Source organism: Bradyrhizobium sp. CCBAU 51753 (assembly GCF_015291565.1).
Classification (GTDB): domain Bacteria; phylum Pseudomonadota; class Alphaproteobacteria; order Rhizobiales; family Xanthobacteraceae; genus Bradyrhizobium; species Bradyrhizobium ivorense.
This window is the reverse complement of sequence record NZ_CP030037.1, coordinates 6,991,999-7,011,593: the sequence shown is the minus strand read 5'-3', so window position 1 is coordinate 7,011,593 and position 19,595 is coordinate 6,991,999. Positions and strand designations below refer to the sequence as shown.

The window sequence follows — 19,595 nt, the reverse complement described above, 5'->3', positions numbered from 1 at the left end:
GGAAATTCGTCAGTTCGTCAGGGAGACGGAAAACCGAGTCGTTCTCAAAGTGTCCGCACGCCACTGAAATCCTTGGTGGGCCCGGCAGGACTCGAACCTGCAACCAGACCGTTATGAGCGGCCGGCTCTAACCATTGAGCTACAGGCCCCGCCGCCTCGCGGGCCCCGCGTCTAGGGGCCGGCAACGGTGCCGGCTCCATTTACAGGGCGACCGCCGTTTCGGCAATGGTGCGAGGGTCAGTCCACCGAAACGCCGGCGAACTCCACCACTTTGCGCCATTTCTCGGTCTCGTCGGCCACCAGCTTGCCGAATTCGGCCGGGCTCATCGGCTTGGGAATGCCGCCGACCTCGGCGAGGCGCGCCACCAGTTTGGGGTCCTTCAGGGCTTCGCCGACCGCCTTGTTGAGGGCATCGATGATCTCGGGAGGCGTGCCCTTCGGCGCCGAGATGCCGTAGAAGCCCACCGACTCGAAGCCCGGCACGGTCTCGGCGATCGCCGGCACGTCGGGCACGCTGGGCCAGCGCTGCGGCGAGGTGACGCCGAGCGCGCGGACATTGCCGCCGCGCGATTGCTCCAGCGCCGAGGGCAGATTGTCGAAGATCAGCTGCACCTTGTCGGAGATGATGTCGGGAAAGGCGATCGCCGAGCCGCGGTACGGCACGTGCTGCATCTCGCATTTGGTCATCGCCTTGAACAGCTCGGCCGACATGTGCACCGAGGTGCCGTTGCCGGACGAGGCGTAAGAGATCTTGCCCGGGTTGGCCTTGCAGTAGTCGATGAACTCCTTGACGGTCTTCACCGGCATCGCATTGGAGACCACCAGCATGTTGGTGAGCTGCATGATGCTGGCGACCGGCGTGGTGTCGCGCAGGAAGTCGAACGGCAGCTTCTTGTAGAGCGAGGTCGAGATCGCATTGTTGGGCGCGACGAACAGCAGCGTATAGCCGTCGGCCGGCGCGTTGATCGCAGCGGCCGCCGCGATGTTGCCGCCGGAGCCGGTGCGGTTCTCGACCACGAATTGCTGGCCGAGATGATCCGACAGAAACTGCGCCATGATGCGCGCCACGATGTCGACCGGCCCGCCGGCGGCAAAGCCGATCAGCCAGCGCACCGGACGGTTCGGATAATCGGCGGCGGAGGAGGGGGCGACAGTACCAAGGCAGCAGAGCAAACCAAGCAACGCAGCGCGCATAAACCGGATCATCGTTCCCCCGTCATTTTCTTTTGAACCATTGTCGGCATGGTTTCACAAAACGCCGGCTTTGCCTATGGCATCAGCCGTGCAACCATCGTCTGGCCTGTGTGCAATGCTGCTTGAGGCTCGAGATGAAATTCACTGTTATGATGTGCGCCGGCGCGTTGCTGCTCGCGGGCGGCGCGATGGCGCAAGTGAAGAATCAAGAGGGGAACAAGGCCATTAGCAACGAGGCTTCGAAGACCACGATCAGTTTCGGCACGGCGACGCCCGGCGGCGGCTTTCCGCTCTATGGCAATGCCTTCGCCGAGGTCATGAACGCGGCCGATCCGACGCTGTCGATCGAGCCGCGCAACACCAAGGGCTCCAACGAGAACATCCCGCTGCTCGAGACCGGCACCATCGATATAGCAACCGTCGCGGGCGAACCGTCCTACGAGGCCTTCATGGGCATCGGCCGGCCGAAGGCGACGAAGCTGAAGATCCTCACCGCGATGTATTCCAGCCCGGGCATGTTCGTGGTCCGCGCCGACAGCCCCTACCGGACGATCCAGGATCTGGTCGGGCTATCAGTCGCGTTCGGCGCCAAGGGCTCCGGCCTGCCGATCCTGTCGCGCTACATCCTCGACGGCATCGGGCTGAAGCAGGACGAGGACTTCAAGTCGATCTATCTCGATCGCGCCGGCGACGGCCCGGCAATGGTGCAGGACGGCCGCGCCGCGGCGCTGTGGGGCGGCGGCATCGGCTGGCCCGGATTCACGGCGATGGCCGAGAGCGCGAGCGGTGCCCGTTTCATCGTGCCTGACGCCGGCGAGATCGCGAAAATCCGCGCCAAGCACACCTTCCTGAAGCCGCTGACGGTGCCAGCCGGCAGCTATCCGAAGCAGACCGAAGCGATCGCCTCGGTCGGCTCCTGGAGCTACATCCTGGTGCGCGAGAGCCTGCCCGACGACGTCGCCTATCGGCTGGCGAAGACACTGCACGGCGCCGAGGCGGCGTTCTGCAACAAGCTCGCGCAGGCCTGCGAGACCACGGCGGCGAACACCGTTGCCGCCGCGCCGAGCACGGATCTGATCCACCCCGGCGTGCTCAGGTATTTCCGCGAGATCGGGGTGGCGCGCTAGCGCGGCGAATGGTGAGTGGCGAATAGCGAATGGTTGCTTCCATTCGTCACCCGCGGCTCGCTATTCGCCATTCGCTTATCTCACTTCTTCGCCATCGCGCAGGCCGGATCCGGCGGACCGAACGCGTCCTCGCCGGAGATCTTGGCCAGGATCTTGTAATAGTCCCACGGATATTTCGACTCCGCCGGGGTCTTGACCTGCACCAGCCAGAGGTCGTGGATCATCAGATTGTCCTCGCGCAGCTTGCCGTTGCGGGCGAAGAAATCCTCGACCGGCTTCTCGCGCATCTTGGCCGCGACCTTGAGCGGCTCGTCGGTGCCGGCCTCCTTGACTGCGTTGAGATACGCCGTCACCGAGGAATAGACGCCGGCCTGCCACATCGTCGGCATCCGGTTCATCTTGGCGAAATAGCGTTTTGACCATTCCCGGGTCTTGTCGTCCATGTCCCAGTAGAACGAGGTGGTCAGCAGCAGTCCCTGCGCGGCCGACAGCCCGATCGAGTGCACGTCGGTGATCAGCGCCAGCAGCGCGGCCATCTGCTGGCCGCCGGCGAAGACGCCGAACTCGCCGGCGGTCTTGATCTCGTTGGTGTTGTTCGGCGGTCCGCCGGCGATGCCGATGATCTTGGCCTTCGAGGCCTGCGCCTGCAGGATGAAGGACGACAAGTCCGGCGTCGCGAACGGAGGGCGCACCGCGCCGAGCACCTTGCCGCCGTTCTTGGTCACCACCGCGGAGGCGTCCTTTTCCAGCGAGTGGCCGAAGGCGTAGTCGTCGGTGATGAAGAACCAGCTGTCGCCGCCGCGCTTCACCACTTCCTGCGCGGTACCGACCGCGAGCGCGCGGGTGTCGAACACCCACTGCATGGTGTAGGGCGAGCAGAACTTGCCGTGGAAATCGGTCGCACCGGTCGAATGCGTGATGAACAGCTTCTTCTTCTCGTTGGCGATGTTCTGCACCGCGAGTCCGACCGCGGAGACCGGCACGTCGACGATCAGGTCGACCTGGTCGACGTCATACCAGCGCCGCGCGAGGCTCGCGCCGATGTCCGGTTTGAGCTGGTGATCGCCGACGATCACGGTGATCGGTTTGCCCAGCACCTTGCCGCCGAAATCGTCGACCGCCATCTGCGCGGCGGTGACCGAGCCCTGGCCGGTCGGCGTCGAGGCCGGGCCGTTCATGTCGGTCAGCACGCCGATCTTGACCAGATCGTCGGACACCTGCGCCAACGCGGCCGGGGAGGCCAGCAGCGCGGCTGCGAGCGTCCCGAACATGGCAAGTTTCTTGGTGATCATTCCGTCTCCCTCCGTGAATTGGCGCATTGGCCATTATTGCTTGTGCCGGGCTCTTGGGGACCCGGCCATATTGGTTTCTTTTGCAACTAGTTTGGGGTCCGCGTCAACGCGCCTTCGGTCTAATTGCGGTCGTCCGGCAGGTTGCAAAGCGGTTTCTTTCCGCGCCGATTCAGTTCATAGCGGGCCATGATCACCGCCCAGCGCCTGCCGGCCTCGCTCACCCCGCTCGATGCGGCCCTGGCCGCCGTGCTGCGCAATGTCGCACCGGTGGCAGCGGTCGAGCTGCCGCTGACTGAGGTCCTGCATTGCATCGCCGCCGAGATGCCGCCGCTGCGCGCGCATCCGCCGCACGACGTCGCAACCCTCGACGGCTGGGCGATGCGCGCCAACGATCTGGTCGGGGCCTCGTCCTACGCGCCGCTGCCGCTGCCGGCACCGCCAACCTGGGTCGAGGCCGGCAGCGCGATGCCCGCCGGCACCGACTGCGTGGTCGATGCCGACGCCGTCGATGCCTCCGGCCCGCTTGCGCAGGCGCTGGCTGAGGCGATCCCCGGGCAAGGCGTCCGCCGTGCCGGCAGCGATATCGCCGACGGGCGTCCGTTGACGGAGGCAGGCCATCCCGTGCGGCCGCGCGACCTGCTGCTCGCGCGCGCCGCGGGACTTGCGACCCTGCGCGTGCGGCGGCCGCGGCTTCGCCTCGTCAATAATCCCGGTGCCGAGGTGACGGCGCCGTTCATTGCTGACGCCGCACGCCTCGCCGGCGCCGACGTGCTGCGCGTCGAGGCGACGGGGCGCGATCCGGCGGCGATCGCTGAAGCACTCGATGCGGGCGGCTGTGATCTGCTCATCACGATCGGCGGCAGCGGCGTCGGTCGTAGCGACGCGGCGGTGAGCGCGCTGGCCGCGCGCGGCGAGGTGATTGCGCATGGCATTGCGCTGCAGCCCGGGCGCACCACGGCAGTCGGGCGGATCGACACAACGCCGGTCATCGCCTTGCCCGGCGCGCCGGACCAGGCCTTCGCCGCTTGGTGGGCGCTTGCGCTGCCGGTGCTCGATCGCCTGTCGGGCCGGCGCACGCGTCAGACGCAGGCGCTGCCGCTGGCGCGCAAGATCGCCTCCAGCGTCGGCATTGCCGAGGTCGCGCTGCTGATGTGTCAGCAGGGCTCGTGGACGACGCTCGCGATCGGCGACCTGTCGCTCGACGCGATCGCGCGCGCCGACGCGCTCTTGATCGTGCCCGGATCGGCCGAAGGCTTTGCTGCGGGGACCGTCGTCGATGCCTATATGTTGCGGGAGTGAGTTCCCGAGATGAGCAATACGTCGACGCCGAAACCCAACCCGTCCCTCGATCAGGACCAGTTCCTGACCATCCTGTCGCGCGAGGACGCGCTGGCGCGGTTCGAGACCGCACTGTTCCCGCGCGACGTGCCTTCCAAGACGCGCCGGCTCGCCCACGCGCTCGGCTGCGCGCTGGCTGCGGACGTGGTGGCGCCGATCGACGTGCCGCCGTTCGACCGCTCCAATGTCGACGGCTTTGCGGTGCGCTCCGCCGATCTCGCGAGCGCCGGTGAAGCGGCGCCGGTGCAGCTCCTGCTCAACGACGAGACCGTTGCCTGCGGCACCGCGCCGACCCGGCCGGTGCTCTCAGGCACCGCAACATCGATCGCAACCGGCGGCCCGGTGCCGCGCGGCGCCGACGCCATTGTGATGGTCGAACACACTCAGCCCGCCGGCCATCGCGCGATCGAGGTCCGGCGCGCGGCCTCGCCCGGCCAGTTCGTGTCCTATGCCGGCTCCGACATCGCGCGCGGCGAGGCGCTGTTGCGCGCCGGCACGGTGATCGGCTCGCGCGAGATCGGCATGCTCGCCGCCTGCGGCATCGCCGATGTCCTGGTGGCGCGCCGGCCGCGGGTCGCGATCCTCTCGACCGGCGACGAGCTGGTGCAGCCGGGCGAGGTGCTGCGGCCCGCCGCGATCTACGACACCAACGGCGCGATCGTTACCGCTGCCATCGCCGAGAACGGCGGCGAGGCGCATTTCCACGGTGCGATCGCCGACGACGAGGCCGAGCTCGAAGCCGCGATGCGCAACGCGCTGGCGGGCAGCGACATGCTGGTCCTGTCGGGCGGCACCTCCAAGGGCGCCGGCGACGTTTCGCACCGGATCATTGCACGGCTCGGCAAGCCCGGCATCATCGCGCACGGCGTCGCGCTGAAGCCGGGCAAGCCGCTGTGCCTTGCGGTCTGTGACGGCAAGCCGGTGATCATCCTGCCGGGCTTTCCGACCTCGGCGATGTTCACCTTCCACGACATGATCGTGCCGGTGCTGCGCCGGATGGCCGGACTGCCGCCGCGCACCGACGCCAAGGTGACGGCGAAGGTCCCGGTGCGCATCGCCTCCGAGCTCGGCCGCACCGAATTCGTGATGGTGTCGCTGGTCGAAGGCAGCGATGGGTTGATCGCCTACCCGAGCGGCAAGGGCTCCGGCGCGATCACGTCGTTCGCGCAGGCCGACGGTTTTTTGAAGATCGATGCGCTCGCCGACCAGATGCCGGCCGGCAGCGAGACCGAGGTGACGCTGTTCACGCCGCATGTGCGGGTGCCCGATCTCGTCATCGTCGGTAGCCACTGCACCGGGCTCGATCTCGTCACCGCGCCGCTGGCACGTACCGGCCTGATCGTGCGCTCGATCGCGGTCGGCAGCCTCGGCGGCCTGGCGGCCGCGAAGCGCGGCGAATGCGATCTGGCGCCGATCCATCTGTTCGACGACAAGACCGAGACCTACAACGCGCCCTATCTCACCGACGGCCTCGAGCTGGTGCCGGGCTGGCGGCGCATGCAGGGCATCGTGTTTCGCAAGGACGATGCGCGCTTCGTCGGCCTAGACGCGCAGCAGGCGGTGCGCGCTGCGCTGGCCGATCCCGCCTGCATCATGGTCAACCGCAACCAGGGCGCCGGCACCCGCATCTTGATCGATCGGCTGCTGGCAGGCAGCCGGCCGGACGGCTACTGGAACCAGCCGCGCTCGCACAACGCCGTCGCAGCCGCGGTCGCGCAACACCGCGCCGACTGGGGCATGACCATCGCGCCGGTCGCGCATGCCTCGGGCCTCGGCTTCATTCCGCTCGCCGAAGAACATTACGATCTCGCCCTGGTCGCAGCGAGCAAGCGGCGCCCGGCGGTGCAGGCGTTCCTCAACGCGTTGGCATCGGATGAAGGCCGCGCCGCGTTGACGGCGGCAGGGTTCCGGCCGGCGTAGATGCGCTCGGCGGCATGAGCGAGGCGCGAGCTCGCAACATACACCAGCGTCGTCCCGGCGAAGGCCGGGACGACAGCGACTTTGTTGTGCTGCTTTCAGCACCGTCACCCTGAGGAGCGCGAAGCGCGTCTCGAAGGGCGACGGCCACCAGCCGGGCCGATGCATCCTTCGAGACGCGCGCAAGAGCGCGCTCCTCAGGATGACGGTGATGGCTTGATTCGATTATCGGACAGCTAGCTCGGTGTCATCACCCGCGCATGCGGGTGATCCAGTATTCCAGAGACGCCAGTGATTGAACCGAGAGGCCGCGGCGTACTGGATCGCCCGGTCGAGCCGGGCGATGACGGTTGTGGATGGGATCAAGTTCGTAGGATGGGTAGAGCGCAGCGAAACCCATCATCTTTTCGCGAGTACGAATGATGGATTTCGCTGCGCTCCACCCATCCTACGAACTGGGGCCCTAACCGCTCGCCTCGTCCAGCGCCGCGAGCCGTTCGGCCTCGGCGATGTCGTCCATGGTGTTGGCGTTAAAGAACGGATCGAGCGGCGTCGCCGGCCAATTCACGGTGGCGAGCCGGTAGCGCGCGGTCCAGCGGTCGATCTTTCTGACGTCCTCGACGACCAGCGCCTCGCGCAGTTCGCTGCGCAGGGCCACGCTCCACAGTCCGATCACCGGATGCGACTGGCCGTCGGAGGCTGCGACCGCAAGCTGTGCGTTTTGCTCGATCAATGCCTGATGCAGCCGTGCCACCAGGTCGCGCGGCAGGAACGGGCAATCGGCGGCGGCGCTCAGCACCAGCGCCACATCGGGGCGATTGGCTGCGACCCAGTCGAGCGCGGCGAGAATGCCAGCGAGCGGGCCTGGGAAATCCGCAACGGTGTCGGCGATGACAGGCAGGCCGAATGACGCAAAGCGCGCCGGATCGCCATTGGCATTGAGGATCAGCTCGCTGCATTGCGGCTGGAGCCGCGCGATGACGCGTTCCAAAATGGTGCGGCCGCCGATGGTGCGCATCGGCTTGTCGCCGCCGCCCATTCGCCGCGCCAGGCCGCCGGCCAGCAGCACGCCGGGAATCGCCTCAGTCGTCACGCGCTTCGCCCTTGCGTTTGTGGCGCGCCGACTCCTCCTCGACGTAGTCGAGGTTCTGGTCGAACACGATGCGCTCCTGTCCCGATAGCGCGATGAAGCGCTTGCCGCGGGTGCGGCCGATCAGGGTCAGCCCAACCTGCCGCGCCAGCTCGACGCCCCAGGCGGTGAAGCCCGAGCGCGACACCAGGATCGGAATGCCCATCCGTACCGTCTTGATCACCATCTCCGAGGTCAGCCGGCCTGTGGTGTAGAGGATCTTGTCGCCGGGATCGACGCCGTGGCGATAGATCCAGCCCGCGATCTTGTCGACGGCATTGTGGCGGCCGACGTCCTCAGTGTAGCACAGCGGCGTGCCTTCCTTGCACAGCACGCAACCATGGATCGCGCCGGCCTCCAGGTAGAGCGAGGGCATGGTGTTGATGGTCTGCGTCATCTGGTACAGCCACGACGTGCGCAGCTCGGCCTTGGGCAGCGCCACGCTCTCGACCGCCTCCAGCAGGTCGCCGAACGCGGTGCCCTGCGCGCAGCCCGAGGTCTGGGTGCGCTTCTTCAGCTTGGCCTCGAAATTGGTGTGATGCTCGGTGCGCACCACCACGACGTCGAGGTCGTCGTGATACTCGACCTCGGTGACGACATCGTCGTATTTCAGCATGTTCTGGTTCAGGAGATAGCCGAGCGCCAGATATTCCGGATAGTCGCCGATCGTCATCATGGTGACGATCTCCTGCGCATTGAGATACAGCGTCAGCGGCCGCTCCACCGGCACCCGGATCTCGACCGGCGCGCCGGTCTGGTCGGTGCCTGCGACGCGCTCGGTCAGGCGCGGATCGTCCGGATTGGGGACGATCAGCGGAACGGGGGCTTTCTCGATCTTCATCATGTTGGTCAGGCTAGCATGACAAGGGCTCAGAGCCGATATAAGCATGTGAAGAATAGAATGAAACCTCGGCCAGAGGCCGTCATTGCGAGGAGCGAAGCGACGAAGCAATCCATGCCTCCGCGGGCGGATAGGTGGATTGCTTCGCTTCGCTCGCAATGACGGGGTGAGAGCGGGTTCCGTTATGGAGATCGAGTTCGAATGAAAGTGATTGGCCTCGCGGGATGGAGCGGTGCCGGCAAGACCACCTTGCTGTCGCGGGTGATCCCGTATCTGCTCGGCCGCGGCCTGCGCGTCTCCGTGATCAAGCACGCTCATCACGAATTCGACGTCGACGTGCCGGGCAAGGATTCCTGGGTGCACCGGCAGTCCGGCGCGACCGAGGTGCTGGTGTCCTCGACCCGGCGCTGGGCGCTGATGCACGAGCTGCGCGGCGCCGCCGAGCCGCGGCTGCCGGAACTGCTCGCCAAGCTGGCGCCGGTCGACCTCGTCGTGGTCGAAGGCTTCAAGCGCGAGCCGATCAACAAGATCGAGGTGCATCGCGCCGGCAACGGCAAGCCGCTGCTGTTTCCCGACGATGCGAGCATCGTCGGCATCGCCAGCGATGTCGCGGTTGAAACGGCGCTGCCGATCGCCCATCTCGACGACATCGAGGAGGTGGCGGAATTGATGCTGCGCTCCGCGATCGCCGTCGAGGACGTGCTGGACGTGGCTTCGGCCGGGAGCTGACGAGGCGGAATGGCGCAACTGTCCGACGATTGCTTTGCCTTTGGCGGACCGATGATGTCGGTGGACGAGGCGGTGCGCCTGATCGCCGAGCGCGTCACGCGCGTGGTCGAGACCGAGACCGTTGCGCTCGCGGCGGCCGATGGCCGCGTGCTCGCCGGCGATATCGCCGCACCGTTGCCACTGCCGCCCTTCACCAACTCTGCGGTCGACGGCTACGCGGTGGCGAGCGGCGATCTGCCGGCGGCGGACGCACAGGCGTTTCCGCTGTCCGGCCGCGTCCAGGCCGGCACCTCGGCGCCGGCGGCGGTGAAGCGCGGCGAGGCGATGCGGATATTTACCGGCGCGCCGATGCCCGATGGCGCCGACACCGTGTTCATGCAGGAGGATGTTCGGCTCGAGGGCGGCAAGGTGGTACTGCCGGCCGGACTGAAGGCGGGCGCCAATGTTCGCCCGGCCGGCGAGGATATTCCGCTCGGGCATGTTGCGCTGCAGGAAGGGCTACGGCTGCGGCCACAGCATGTGGCGCTGGCGGCGGCGTTCGGGCTGACCAATCTGACCGTGGTCAGGCGGCTGCGGGTTGCGGTGTTCTCCACCGGCAACGAGCTGGTCTCGCCCGGCGAGGTACGCGCCGCTCCGCAGCTGTTCGACTCCAACCGCTTCATGCTGATGGCGATGCTGCGCCGGCTCGGCTGCGAGGTCAGCGATCTCGGGATCTTGCGCGATGAGCGCGCAGCGCTGGCGTCGGCGCTGCAGAGGGTTGCAGGTAGCCATGATCTGATTCTCACCACCGGTGGCGTCTCGACCGGCGAGGAGGATCACGTCAAGGCCGGCGTCGAGGCGGTCGGAAAGCTGGTGCTGTGGCGGATGGCGATCAAGCCGGGGCGGCCGGTCGCGATGGGCATCATCGACGGCACGCCGCTGATCGGGCTGCCGGGCAATCCGGTGGCGAGCTTTGTCACCTTCGTCCATGTGGTGCGCCCGACCGCGCTGGCGCTGTCAGGCGCGCGGCAGGAGCCGCTGGCGCCGCTGCCGGTGCGCGCCGCCTTCAGCTACAAGAAGAAGATCGCGCGCCGCGAATATGTCCGCGTCAGCCTGCGCCAGGCGGACGACGGCGCGCGCGAGGCGGTCAAGTTTCCGCGCGAAGGCGCCGGGCTGCTGTCGTCGCTGGTCGACACCGACGGGCTGGTCGAACTGGGCGAGCAGGTGACGCGGGTCGAGCCGGGGCAGATGGTCGGCTTCCTGTCGTATGCAAGTCTGTTGTGAAGGCCTCGCGTTGACGATGCCGGAATGCTCCGTCATGGTCGGCTCATGACCACGACAAAGCTCGATCTCACCGGCCTGAAATGCCCGCTGCCGGCATTGAAGACGCGCAAGGCGCTGAAGAGCGTGACGCCGGGCGATTTCCTCGAAGTGCACTGCACCGATCCGCTCTCGGTGATCGATATCCCCAATCTCATTCGCGAGACCGGCGACAAGGTCGAGATCACCGAACGCAGCGACGCGCGCATCGTGTTCTTGATTGAGAAGACGAATGGCACGATAGACAAGTCAAATAATGCATCGCCGCGTACTTGATACGCGCAGTTGATCCGACCTTTTACCTATCGACACCTATTCCACTTCTGCGCCAATTGATAATCTCCACGACGCTGTGGAGATGCAGCCGCGCCCGGAAGAGGTGCGCAGTCGTCGAGGGTGGGCCAGTTTCCAGACTAGGCCGCGTGATCGGGCATAGCCGGTCGCGCCGAGGGTTAGACTCCCGGAATGCGCGTGGTGGTCCCAGCGCATGCCGGGAAGCTCGTGGCGCAACACCGTGACGGTTACGCCGCGAGGGGCTTAGACGGGATCGATGACGCAGACCCGCTGCATATGAGAGCGGGCTGCAGGGGAGGTTACAATGACGACGATGAGCAGCGCCGGGACCGTATCCGGAGCAGGCGCAGGTTTCCTCGACAAGGAACGCACGATCGCGGCCGCCGGCTTCAACCGCTGGCTGGTGCCGCCGGCAGCGCTGTGCATCCATCTCTGCATCGGCATGGCCTACGGCTTCTCGGTGTTCTGGCTGCCGCTGTCGCGCGCGATCGGGCTCACCGCGCCGAAGGCCTGCCCCGACATTTCGCTGGTGCAGGAATTGTTCACGACAAGCTGCGACTGGAAGGTCGCGAGCCTGGGCTGGATGTACACGCTGTTCTTCGTGCTGCTCGGTGTCTCCGCCGCGATCTGGGGCGGCTGGCTCGAGCGCGTCGGGCCGCGCAAGGCCGGCTTCGTCGCGGCGCTGTGCTGGTGCGGCGGTCTCGTGCTCGCAGCGATCGGCGTCTACATCCATCAGCTCTGGCTGATGTGGCTCGGCGCCGGCGTGATCGGTGGCGTCGGGCTTGGCCTCGGCTACATCTCGCCGGTGTCGACGCTGGTGAAATGGTTCCCCGACCGCCGCGGCATGGCGACCGGCATGGCGATCATGGGCTTCGGCGGCGGCGCCATGATCGGCGCGCCGCTGGCCGACAGGCTGATGAACTATTTCAGGACCCCGACCACGGCCGGCGTCTGGGAAACCTTCCTCGCCATGGGCGCGATCTACTTTGTGTTCATGATGATCGGCGCATTCCGCTATCGAATCCCGCCGACCGGCTGGCAGCCCGAGGGCTGGACCCCGCCGGCCAAGGCGAACGCGATGATCTCGAGCAAGAACGTCCATCTGGACAATGCGCACAAGACGCCGCAGTTCTGGCTGATCTGGTGGGTGCTGTGCCTCAACGTGTCGGCCGGCATCGGCGTGATCGGCATGGCCTCGCCGATGCTGCAGGAGATTTTCGCCGGCAAGCTGATCGGGCTGCCCAATGTCGGCTTCAACGCGCTCGACGCCGCGCAGAAGGCGCAGATCGCGGCGATCGCCGCGGGCTTCGCCGGCCTGCTGTCGCTGTTCAACATCGGCGGTCGCTTCTTCTGGGCCTCGCTGTCGGACAAGATCGGCCGCAAGAACACCTACTATACCTTCTTCGTGCTCGGCATCGTGCTCTATGCACTGGCGCCGACCTTCGCCGCGATGGGCTCGAAGCTTTTGTTCGTGCTCGGCTTCGGCATCATCCTGTCGATGTATGGCGGCGGCTTCGCCACCGTGCCGGCCTATCTCGCCGACATGTTCGGCACCCAGTTCGTCGGCGCCATCCATGGCCGGCTGCTGACGGCGTGGTCGACCGCGGGCATCATCGGCCCCGTGGTGGTGAACTATATCCGTGAATTCCAGCTCGCCGCCGGTGTGCCGCGCGACCAGCTCTACAACACCACGATGTACATCCTGTGCGCGATGCTGATCGCCGGCTTCATCTGCAACTACCTGATCAAGCCGGTCGATCCGAAGTGGCACATGAGCGACGCCGAGGTAGCCAAGCTGCAGGAGCCCACCGCGACCGGCGGCAATGGCGCGACCGGCTCGTTCGGCATCGGCAAGGGCGGCCTCGACGCCAGGGCGGCGCTGTTCTGGCTGTTCGTCGGCATTCCGCTGGCCTGGGGCATCTACATGACGCTGCTCAGCGCGGTCAAAATTCTCTGACCGCTATGCGCCTTGCCGCAGGTTGCCGATCACAGGCAACCTGCGGCCTTTGAATTTTTCTCGCGACTTTTCTCGACGAACAAAAAATAGAACTGGGGATCTCGATGTTTCGCATTTGCCTTGCTGCCGCGCTGCTCGCCCTGGGCCTTCACGCCGCCTCGGCCCAGACCACGGCGCCGGCCGCGACCACCGCCAAGCCGTCGAAGATGAAGCTGAGCATGGAGAAGCTGAAGGCCATGAAAGCGCAGTGGCGGGCCAACAGGCCCAAGCTGAAGGCCTGCCGCGCCGAGGTGAAGTCGAAGGGCCTCACCGGCGACGACCGCTGGTTCTACATCGAAGAGTGCATGACCAAAACCTGAGGCAAGATCTGACGGAAGACCTGAGGAAGACCTGAGACGGGAACCCGAGAACCGGCCGGTCCGGAACGCGTTGGTTCAAGGGGCGTGACAATGGCGCCCCTTAATCCTGTTTGGAACGGTTCGAATTTACTTGGCATCTGGTATGCCAACAGCTAGATTGTTGATCTGGCAGCAGGAAACGAGACGCCCTGATGACGACCGATGACGTTCACAAGGTCCGCAGCTTCGAGCACCCCGGCGCTGGGCGGAAGCGGGCCAAGGCCACGCCGAAGGGCCGCCAGGTCGATCCGACCGCCGCGCACGAGATCGAGCAGCTGCTCGGCGACCGGCCGCGGCAGCGCGACATGCTGATCGAGTACCTGCACCTGATCCAGGACCACTATCGCCAGATCTCGGCCGCGCATCTCGCAGCGCTCGCCGACGAGATGAAGCTGTCGTTCGCCGAGGTGTTCGAGACCGCGACCTTCTACGCGCATTTCGATGTCGTGAAGGAGGGCGAGCCGGACATCGCCCCGCTGACGATCCGGGTCTGCGATTCCCTGACCTGCGCGATGCTGGGCGCCGAGCGGCTGCTCGCCGAGCTGCAGGACAAGGCCGGTCCCGGCATCCGCGTTGTGCGCGCGCCCTGTGTCGGCCGCTGCGACACCGCGCCCGCCGCCGAGGTCGGCCACAATTTCGTCGACCACGCCACCGTCGACAATGTGCTGGCCACGGCGAAAGCCGGCGACGCCCACGCGCATCTGCCGAGCTATATCGGCTACGACGCCTATGTCGCCGACGGCGGCTACACGTTGCTCAACCGCCTGCGTTCGGGCGAGCTCGCAAAAGAAGACCTGCTGAAGTCGCTCGATGATGCCAGCCTGCGCGGGCTCGGCGGCGCCGGCTTCCCCACGGGACGCAAATGGCGCGCGGTGCTCGGCGAGCCCGGGCCGCGGCTGATGGCGATCAACGGCGACGAGGGCGAGCCCGGCACCTTCAAGGACCGCTACTATCTCGAGACCGATCCGCATCGCTTCCTCGAGGGCATGCTGATCGGCGCCCATGTCGTCGAAGCGCCCGACATCTACATCTACATCCGCGACGAATATCCGGCGTCGCGCGAGATTCTGACGCGCGAGATTGCGAAGCTCCCGGCCGGCGGTCCGCGGCTGCACATGCGCCGCGGCGCCGGCGCCTATATCTGCGGCGAGGAATCCTCGCTGCTCGAGAGCATCGAGGGCAAGCGCGGCCTGCCGCGGCACAAACCGCCTTATCCGTTCCAGGTCGGCCTGTTCGGCCTGCCGACCTTGATCAACAATGTCGAAACGTTGTGGTGGGTGCGCGACATCGTCGAGAAGGGCGCCGATTGGTGGAAGAGCCACGGCCGTCACGAGCGCCACGGCCTGCGCAGCTTCTCGGTTTCTGGCCGGGTGAAGAATCCCGGCATGAAGCTGGCGCCGGCGGGCATCACGGTGCGCGAACTGATCGACGAATATTGCGGCGGCATGGCCGACGGCCACAGTTTTCGCGCCTATCTGCCGGGCGGCGCCTCGGGCGGCATCCTGCCGGCGTCGATGGACGACATCCCGCTCGATTTCGGCACGCTGGAGAAATACGGCTGCTTCATCGGCTCGGCCGCGATCGTGATCCTGTCGCAGCAGGACAGCGTCCGCCTCGCGGCGCTGAACCTGATGCGTTTCTTCGAGGACGAGAGCTGCGGCCAGTGCACGCCGTGCCGCGCCGGCACCCAGAAGGCGGCGCAGCTGATGGAACGGCCGGTCTGGAACCGGGCCCTGCTCGACGAACTGAGCCAGGCGATGCGCGATGCCTCGATCTGCGGCCTCGGCCAGGCCGCCTCCAATCCGCTGACATCGGTGATTAAATACTTCCCCGACGAGTTCAAGGAAGCTGCCGAATGACCAAGATTACGTTCGAGCTCGACGGCAAGCAGGTCGAGGCCAAGGCCGGAGAAACCATCTGGCAGGTCGCGAAACGTCAGGGCACCGAGATCCCGCATCTCTGCTACTCGCCGGCGCCCGACTATCGGCCCGACGGCAATTGCCGCGCCTGCATGGTCGAGATCGAGGGCGAGCGCGTGCTGGCGGCATCCTGCAAGCGCACGCCGTCGGTCGGCATGAAGGTCAAGTCCGCGAGCGCCCGCGCCGTCGCCGCACAGAAGATGGTGATGGAGCTTCTGGTCGCTGACCAGCCGGCGCGCGAGACCTCGCACGATCCGGATTCGAAGTTCTGGCACTGGGCGGAGAAGACCGGCGTCACCGAGAGCCGCTTTCCGGCCGCGGAGCGCTGGAGCACCGATGCCAGCCATCCGGCGATGCGGGTCAATCTCGACGCCTGCATCCAGTGCGGCCTGTGCGTGCGCGCCTGCCGCGAGGTGCAGGTCAACGACGTCATCGGCATGGCGTATCGCAGCCATGAGTCCAAGATCGTGTTCGACTTCGACGACCCGATGGGCGAGTCGACCTGCGTTGCCTGCGGCGAATGCGTGCAGGCCTGTCCGACCGGCGCGCTGATGCCCTCCGTGATGCTCGACGACCAGCAGACCCGCGTCACCTATCCCGACCGCAAGGTGGATTCGCTGTGCCCGTATTGCGGCGTCGGCTGCCAGGTCACCTATGAGGTCAAGGACGAGAAGGTGATCTACGCGGAAGGCCGCGATGGTCCCGCCAACCACAACCGGCTCTGCGTCAAGGGTCGCTTCGGCTTCGACTACATCCATCACCCCAACCGCCTGACCAAGCCGCTGGTGCGGCTGCCCGGGGTCAAGAAGGACGCCAACGACCAGGTCGATCCGGCCAATCCCTACACCCATTTCCGCGAGGCGACGTGGGAAGAGGCGCTGGATCTCGCGGCCAATGGCCTGAAGAAGATCCGCGACGAGAAGGGCGCCAAGGCGCTCGCCGGCTTCGGCTCGGCCAAGGGCTCCAACGAGGAAGCCTATCTGTTCCAGAAGCTGGTGCGCACCGGCTTCGGCTCCAACAATGTCGATCACTGCACCCGGCTGTGCCACGCCTCGTCGGTGGCGGCGCTGTTCGAGGGACTGAGCTCCGGCGCGGTGTCGGCGCCGTTCGCCGCCGCGGCCGACGCCGAGGTGATCTGGGTGATCGGCGCCAATCCGGCCGTGAACCATCCCGTTGCCGCGACCTTCATCAAGAACGCCGCCAAGCGCGGCGCCAAGCTGTACGTGATGGATCCGCGCCGGCAGTCGCTGTCGCGCCACGCGACGCAGCACCTCGCCTTCAAGCCGGGCAGCGACGTCGCGATGCTGAACGCGATGATCCACACCATCATCACCGAAGGCCTCACCGACGAGCAGTACATCGCCGGCTATACCGAGGGCTACGAGGAGCTGAAGGCCAAGATCCAGGAGTTCACGCCGGAGCGCATGTCGGCGATCTGCGGCATTCCCGCGGAGACGCTGCGCGAGGTGGCGCGGGCCTATGCGCGCGCAAAATCGTCGATCATCTTCTGGGGCATGGGCATCAGCCAGCACGTCCACGGCACCGACAATGCGCGCTGCCTGATCGCGCTGGCGCTGATCACCGGCCAGGTCGGCCGCCCCGGCACCGGGCTGCATCCGCTGCGTGGCCAGAACAACGTGCAAGGCGCCTCGGACGCCGGCCTGATCCCGATGTTCCTGCCGGACTATCAGCCGGTCGGCCGCGACGACATGCGCGGCGCCTTCGAGAAACTGTGGGGCCAGGAACTCGATCCGGTTCGCGGGCTGACCGTGGTCGAGATCATGAACGCGATCCATGCCGGCGAAATCCACGGCATGTATGTCGAGGGCGAGAATCCCGCGATGTCCGATCCGGATCTGCAGCATGCGCGCGAGGCGCTGGCCAGGCTGGATCACCTCGTGGTGCAGGACCTGTTCGTCACCGAGACCGCGTTCCACGCCGACGTCATTCTGCCGGCCTCGGCGTTCGCCGAAAAGTCCGGCTCCTTCACCAATACCGACCGCCGCGTGCAGCTCGCGCGCGAGGTGATCAAGCCGCCGGGCGACGCACGGCAGGATCTCTGGATCATCCAGGAGATCGGCAAGCGGATGGGGCTGCCCTGGAATTATGCGGGGCCGGGCGAAGTCTTCACCGAAATGGCCGAGCTGATGCCGTCGCTGAAGAACATCACCTGGGAGCGCCTGGTGCGCGAGGGCGCGGTGACCTATCCGGTCGACGATCCCGACAAGCCCGGTAACGAGATCATCTTCACCACCGGTTTCCCGACCGAGAGTGGCCGCGGCAAGATCGTGCCGGCCAAGGTGATCCCGCCGGACGAACTGCCCGACGACGAATATCCGATGGTGCTGTCGACCGGCCGCGTGCTCGAGCACTGGCACACCGGCTCGATGACGCGTCGCGCCCAGGTGCTCGACCAGATCGAGCCCGAGGCGGTCGCGTTCATGACGCCGAAGGACATGCGCAAGAAGGGGCTCACACCCGGCGACTTCATCCGCCTGGAGACCCGCCGCGGCGCCGTCGAGGTCAAGGTGCGCGCCGACCGCGACGTGCCGGAGAACATGGTGTTCATGCCGTTCTGCTACGCCGAGGCGGCCGCGAACCTGTTGACCAATCCGGCGCTCGACCCGTTCGGCAAGATCCCCGAGTTCAAGTTCTGCGCCGTGCGCGCCGAGAAGGCGGAGTTCCGCTCGGCGGCGGAGTAGGGGACGGCGGCGGTTGGCGTTGCTGACGCGAGCCGTCGAGAGAGGACGCCGTGCGGCCACCCCTCTCCCTAACCCTCCCCCGCAAGGGGGGAGGGAACCCTTCCGCCGGTGGCCTCCTAACTCTCTCAACGAGCCAGAGCGAAAGCGGTGATGCCGCGTCAGGTGAGCACGCTGGTCGGGCTCCCTCCCCCCTTGCGGGGGAGGGTTGGGGAGAGGGGTAAGCCCCGGGCGAGAATGATGATGAGGCGTCAGGCGCCTCAACCTACAGCCAGTTACAACCACCCTGAACGCCGGAAGCGCCAGAACAGCAGGGTGCAGATCGCGACGATCGCGCCGATCACGGCGAAATAGCCGTATTCCCATTGCAGCTCCGGCATGTTCTTGAAGTTCATGCCGTAGATGCCGGCGATCGCGGTCGGCACCGCGACGATCGCAAGCCAAGAGGCGAGCTTCTTCGAGATCGCGGTCTCCTGCGCCTGGCCGACCAAGAGGCTCGCCTCGAAGGCGAATGCCAGCACCTCGCGCAGCGAGTCGATCTGCTCCTGAATGGTGCGAACGTGGTCGGTGACGTCGCGGAACAGCGGACGCATCGTCGGACGGATCATCGGCAGGTTGTCGCGCTCTAGCCTGCGGCAGACCTCGACCAGCGGTCCGACCGCATTGCGCAACCGCATCAGGTCGCGCCGCAACAGATAGAGCCGCTCGATCTGCGCCCGCGTCATCGCGCTCGCCAGCACCTCGGCCTCCATCGCCTCGACCTCGTCCTGGATGGTCTCGATCACCGGGGAGTAGTTGTCGACGATGAAATCGAGGATCGCATAGAGGATGTAGTCCTCGCCGCGGGCGAGCGCGCGCGGGCAGCTCTCGCAGCGTTCGCGGACCGGCGTATAGGACGTCGATGCGCCATGGCGGACCGAGACGAGATAGCCCTCGCCGACGAACAGATGCGTCTCGCCGAACGCGATACTCTCGCCGTCCAGCTGCGCGGTCCGCGCCACGATGAACAGCGCATCGCCATACTGCTCGATCTTCGGCCGTTGATGGGCGTGGTCGGCATCCTCGATCGCGAGGTCGTGGAGTTCGAACTGCCGCTGCAGGCTCTTGAGCAGCGCCGTCTCCGGCTCGTGCAGGCCGATCCACACCACGTGGTCGGGCTTGTTGCGCCAGCTCGCGGCCTCGTCGATCGCGATGTTGGCGACGCGCCGTCCTTCGACATAGACGCCGGCCGCGATCACGCCATCGCTGGTGACCGGCTCCGGAGTTACGACGCCCGGTGATACGAGGTTCATGGCGTCCACCCTTGTCGATAGTTTTTTGAACCCGCCCTGCGGCGATTTGTTCCTCGCGAGGCTATAGCACCGAATAGGCCGCCGTCAACGCGCACGGGCCGCTTTGCGGTCCGTGCCGTGCGCGGCGCCTTACTGTGGAGACGCCCCGATTCCTACAGGTTTTTTAGACG

At 66.4% G+C, this 19,595-nt stretch carries 15 protein-coding genes and 1 tRNA gene; 10 read left to right on the top strand and 6 right to left on the bottom strand.

All coding sequences use genetic code 11. The annotated features are described in order from the left end of the window. Positions 1 to 73 precede the first annotated feature (73 nt). Together XH93_RS32055 and XH93_RS32050 are read right to left on the bottom strand one after the other, a co-directional pair. A tRNA-Ile gene (locus XH93_RS32055) sits at positions 74 to 149 on the bottom strand. An 88-nt stretch (positions 150 to 237) separates the two neighbouring features. After that, positions 238 to 1,194: a tripartite tricarboxylate transporter substrate binding protein gene (locus tag XH93_RS32050; protein ID WP_246799349.1), complete on the bottom strand. Its 957-nt coding sequence runs from the start codon at positions 1,192 to 1,194 to the stop codon at positions 238 to 240. 134 nt (positions 1,195 to 1,328) lie between these two features. On the opposite strand from XH93_RS32050, the gene XH93_RS32045 reads away from it, so the two are divergent. Next, complete coding sequence (locus XH93_RS32045; protein ID WP_194470518.1) at positions 1,329 to 2,321, top strand: TAXI family TRAP transporter solute-binding subunit; 993 nt, start codon at positions 1,329 to 1,331, stop codon at positions 2,319 to 2,321. 80 nt (positions 2,322 to 2,401) lie between these two features. Here XH93_RS32045 and XH93_RS32040 read toward each other — a convergent pair whose 3' ends face one another. After that, positions 2,402 to 3,613 (bottom strand): ABC transporter substrate-binding protein, encoded by a 1,212-nt coding sequence (locus XH93_RS32040; protein WP_246799348.1) that lies wholly within the window; start codon positions 3,611 to 3,613, stop codon positions 2,402 to 2,404. 186 nt (positions 3,614 to 3,799) lie between these two features. On the opposite strand from XH93_RS32040, the gene XH93_RS32035 reads away from it, so the two are divergent. After that, positions 3,800 to 4,912 carry a molybdopterin-binding protein gene (locus tag XH93_RS32035; RefSeq protein WP_194470517.1) on the top strand — a complete coding sequence of 371 codons (1,113 nt, stop codon included), beginning with the start codon at positions 3,800 to 3,802 and terminating at the stop codon, positions 4,910 to 4,912. Between the two features lie 9 nt (positions 4,913 to 4,921). Further along, positions 4,922 to 6,871 carry a molybdopterin biosynthesis protein gene (locus XH93_RS32030; protein WP_194470516.1) on the top strand — a complete coding sequence of 650 codons (1,950 nt, stop codon included), beginning with the start codon at positions 4,922 to 4,924 and terminating at the stop codon, positions 6,869 to 6,871. Between the two features lie 460 nt (positions 6,872 to 7,331). Here XH93_RS32030 and mobA read toward each other — a convergent pair whose 3' ends face one another. Continuing rightward, entirely contained in the window at positions 7,332 to 7,961 is a 630-nt protein-coding gene (mobA, locus tag XH93_RS32025) for a molybdenum cofactor guanylyltransferase MobA (protein WP_194470515.1), read from the bottom strand. Next, positions 7,951 to 8,841: a formate dehydrogenase accessory sulfurtransferase FdhD gene (locus tag XH93_RS32020; protein ID WP_194470514.1), complete on the bottom strand. Its 891-nt coding sequence runs from the start codon at positions 8,839 to 8,841 to the stop codon at positions 7,951 to 7,953. Before XH93_RS32020 ends, mobA begins: the two co-directional genes overlap by 11 nt. Before the next feature lie 198 nt (positions 8,842 to 9,039). On the opposite strand from XH93_RS32020, the gene mobB reads away from it, so the two are divergent. From mobB to fdhF, 7 genes are all read left to right on the top strand, one after another. Beyond that, complete coding sequence (mobB, locus tag XH93_RS32015; protein WP_194470513.1) at positions 9,040 to 9,567, top strand: molybdopterin-guanine dinucleotide biosynthesis protein B; 528 nt, start codon at positions 9,040 to 9,042, stop codon at positions 9,565 to 9,567. A 9-nt stretch (positions 9,568 to 9,576) separates the two neighbouring features. Then, the gene (gene glp, locus XH93_RS32010; RefSeq protein WP_194470512.1) at positions 9,577 to 10,830 is read left to right on the top strand and encodes a gephyrin-like molybdotransferase Glp; all 1,254 of its coding nucleotides are present in this window, start codon (positions 9,577 to 9,579) and stop codon (positions 10,828 to 10,830) included. A gap of 45 nt (positions 10,831 to 10,875) precedes the next feature. After that, a complete protein-coding gene (locus XH93_RS32005) occupies positions 10,876 to 11,142 on the top strand; it encodes a sulfurtransferase TusA family protein (RefSeq protein ID WP_139863901.1) in 267 nt (88 codons plus the stop codon). A 322-nt stretch (positions 11,143 to 11,464) separates the two neighbouring features. Continuing rightward, complete coding sequence (locus XH93_RS32000; RefSeq protein WP_194470511.1) at positions 11,465 to 13,117, top strand: OFA family MFS transporter; 1,653 nt, start codon at positions 11,465 to 11,467, stop codon at positions 13,115 to 13,117. A 104-nt stretch (positions 13,118 to 13,221) separates the two neighbouring features. Continuing rightward, positions 13,222 to 13,476 (top strand): hypothetical protein, encoded by a 255-nt coding sequence (locus XH93_RS31995; protein ID WP_194470510.1) that lies wholly within the window; start codon positions 13,222 to 13,224, stop codon positions 13,474 to 13,476. A gap of 191 nt (positions 13,477 to 13,667) precedes the next feature. After that, entirely contained in the window at positions 13,668 to 15,374 is a 1,707-nt protein-coding gene (locus XH93_RS31990) for an NADH-ubiquinone oxidoreductase-F iron-sulfur binding region domain-containing protein (RefSeq protein WP_194470509.1), read from the top strand. Further along, the gene (gene fdhF, locus XH93_RS31985) at positions 15,371 to 18,136 is read left to right on the top strand and encodes a formate dehydrogenase subunit alpha (RefSeq protein WP_194470508.1); all 2,766 of its coding nucleotides are present in this window, start codon (positions 15,371 to 15,373) and stop codon (positions 18,134 to 18,136) included. The genes XH93_RS31990 and fdhF overlap by 4 nt, the downstream gene beginning before the upstream one ends. A gap of 272 nt (positions 18,137 to 18,408) precedes the next feature. On the opposite strand, the gene corA is transcribed toward fdhF, so the two are convergent. Continuing rightward, on the bottom strand, positions 18,409 to 19,425 hold the full coding sequence (gene corA / locus XH93_RS31980) for a magnesium/cobalt transporter CorA (protein WP_194470507.1): 1,017 nt from the start codon (positions 19,423 to 19,425) through the stop codon (positions 18,409 to 18,411). Positions 19,426 to 19,595 lie beyond the last annotated feature (170 nt).

Bases quoted from the DNA above. Each gene is read 5' to 3' on its own strand.
- XH93_RS32050 (WP_246799349.1), bottom strand. From the start codon at position 1,194: ATGCGCGCTGCGTTGCTTGGTTTGCTCTGCTGCCTTGGTACTGTCGCC.
- XH93_RS32045 (WP_194470518.1), top strand. From the start codon at position 1,329: ATGAAATTCACTGTTATGATGTGCGCCGGCGCGTTGCTGCTCGCGGGC.
- XH93_RS32040 (WP_246799348.1), bottom strand. From the start codon at position 3,613: ATGATCACCAAGAAACTTGCCATGTTCGGGACGCTCGCAGCCGCGCTG.
- XH93_RS32035 (WP_194470517.1), top strand. From the start codon at position 3,800: ATGATCACCGCCCAGCGCCTGCCGGCCTCGCTCACCCCGCTCGATGCG.
- XH93_RS32030 (WP_194470516.1), top strand. From the start codon at position 4,922: ATGAGCAATACGTCGACGCCGAAACCCAACCCGTCCCTCGATCAGGAC.
- XH93_RS32020 (WP_194470514.1), bottom strand. From the start codon at position 8,841: ATGATGAAGATCGAGAAAGCCCCCGTTCCGCTGATCGTCCCCAATCCG.
- mobB (WP_194470513.1), top strand. From the start codon at position 9,040: ATGAAAGTGATTGGCCTCGCGGGATGGAGCGGTGCCGGCAAGACCACC.
- glp (WP_194470512.1), top strand. From the start codon at position 9,577: ATGGCGCAACTGTCCGACGATTGCTTTGCCTTTGGCGGACCGATGATG.
- XH93_RS32005 (WP_139863901.1), top strand. From the start codon at position 10,876: ATGACCACGACAAAGCTCGATCTCACCGGCCTGAAATGCCCGCTGCCG.
- XH93_RS32000 (WP_194470511.1), top strand. From the start codon at position 11,465: ATGACGACGATGAGCAGCGCCGGGACCGTATCCGGAGCAGGCGCAGGT.
- XH93_RS31995 (WP_194470510.1), top strand. From the start codon at position 13,222: ATGTTTCGCATTTGCCTTGCTGCCGCGCTGCTCGCCCTGGGCCTTCAC.
- XH93_RS31990 (WP_194470509.1), top strand. From the start codon at position 13,668: ATGACGACCGATGACGTTCACAAGGTCCGCAGCTTCGAGCACCCCGGC.
- fdhF (WP_194470508.1), top strand. From the start codon at position 15,371: ATGACCAAGATTACGTTCGAGCTCGACGGCAAGCAGGTCGAGGCCAAG.
- corA (WP_194470507.1), bottom strand. From the start codon at position 19,425: ATGAACCTCGTATCACCGGGCGTCGTAACTCCGGAGCCGGTCACCAGC.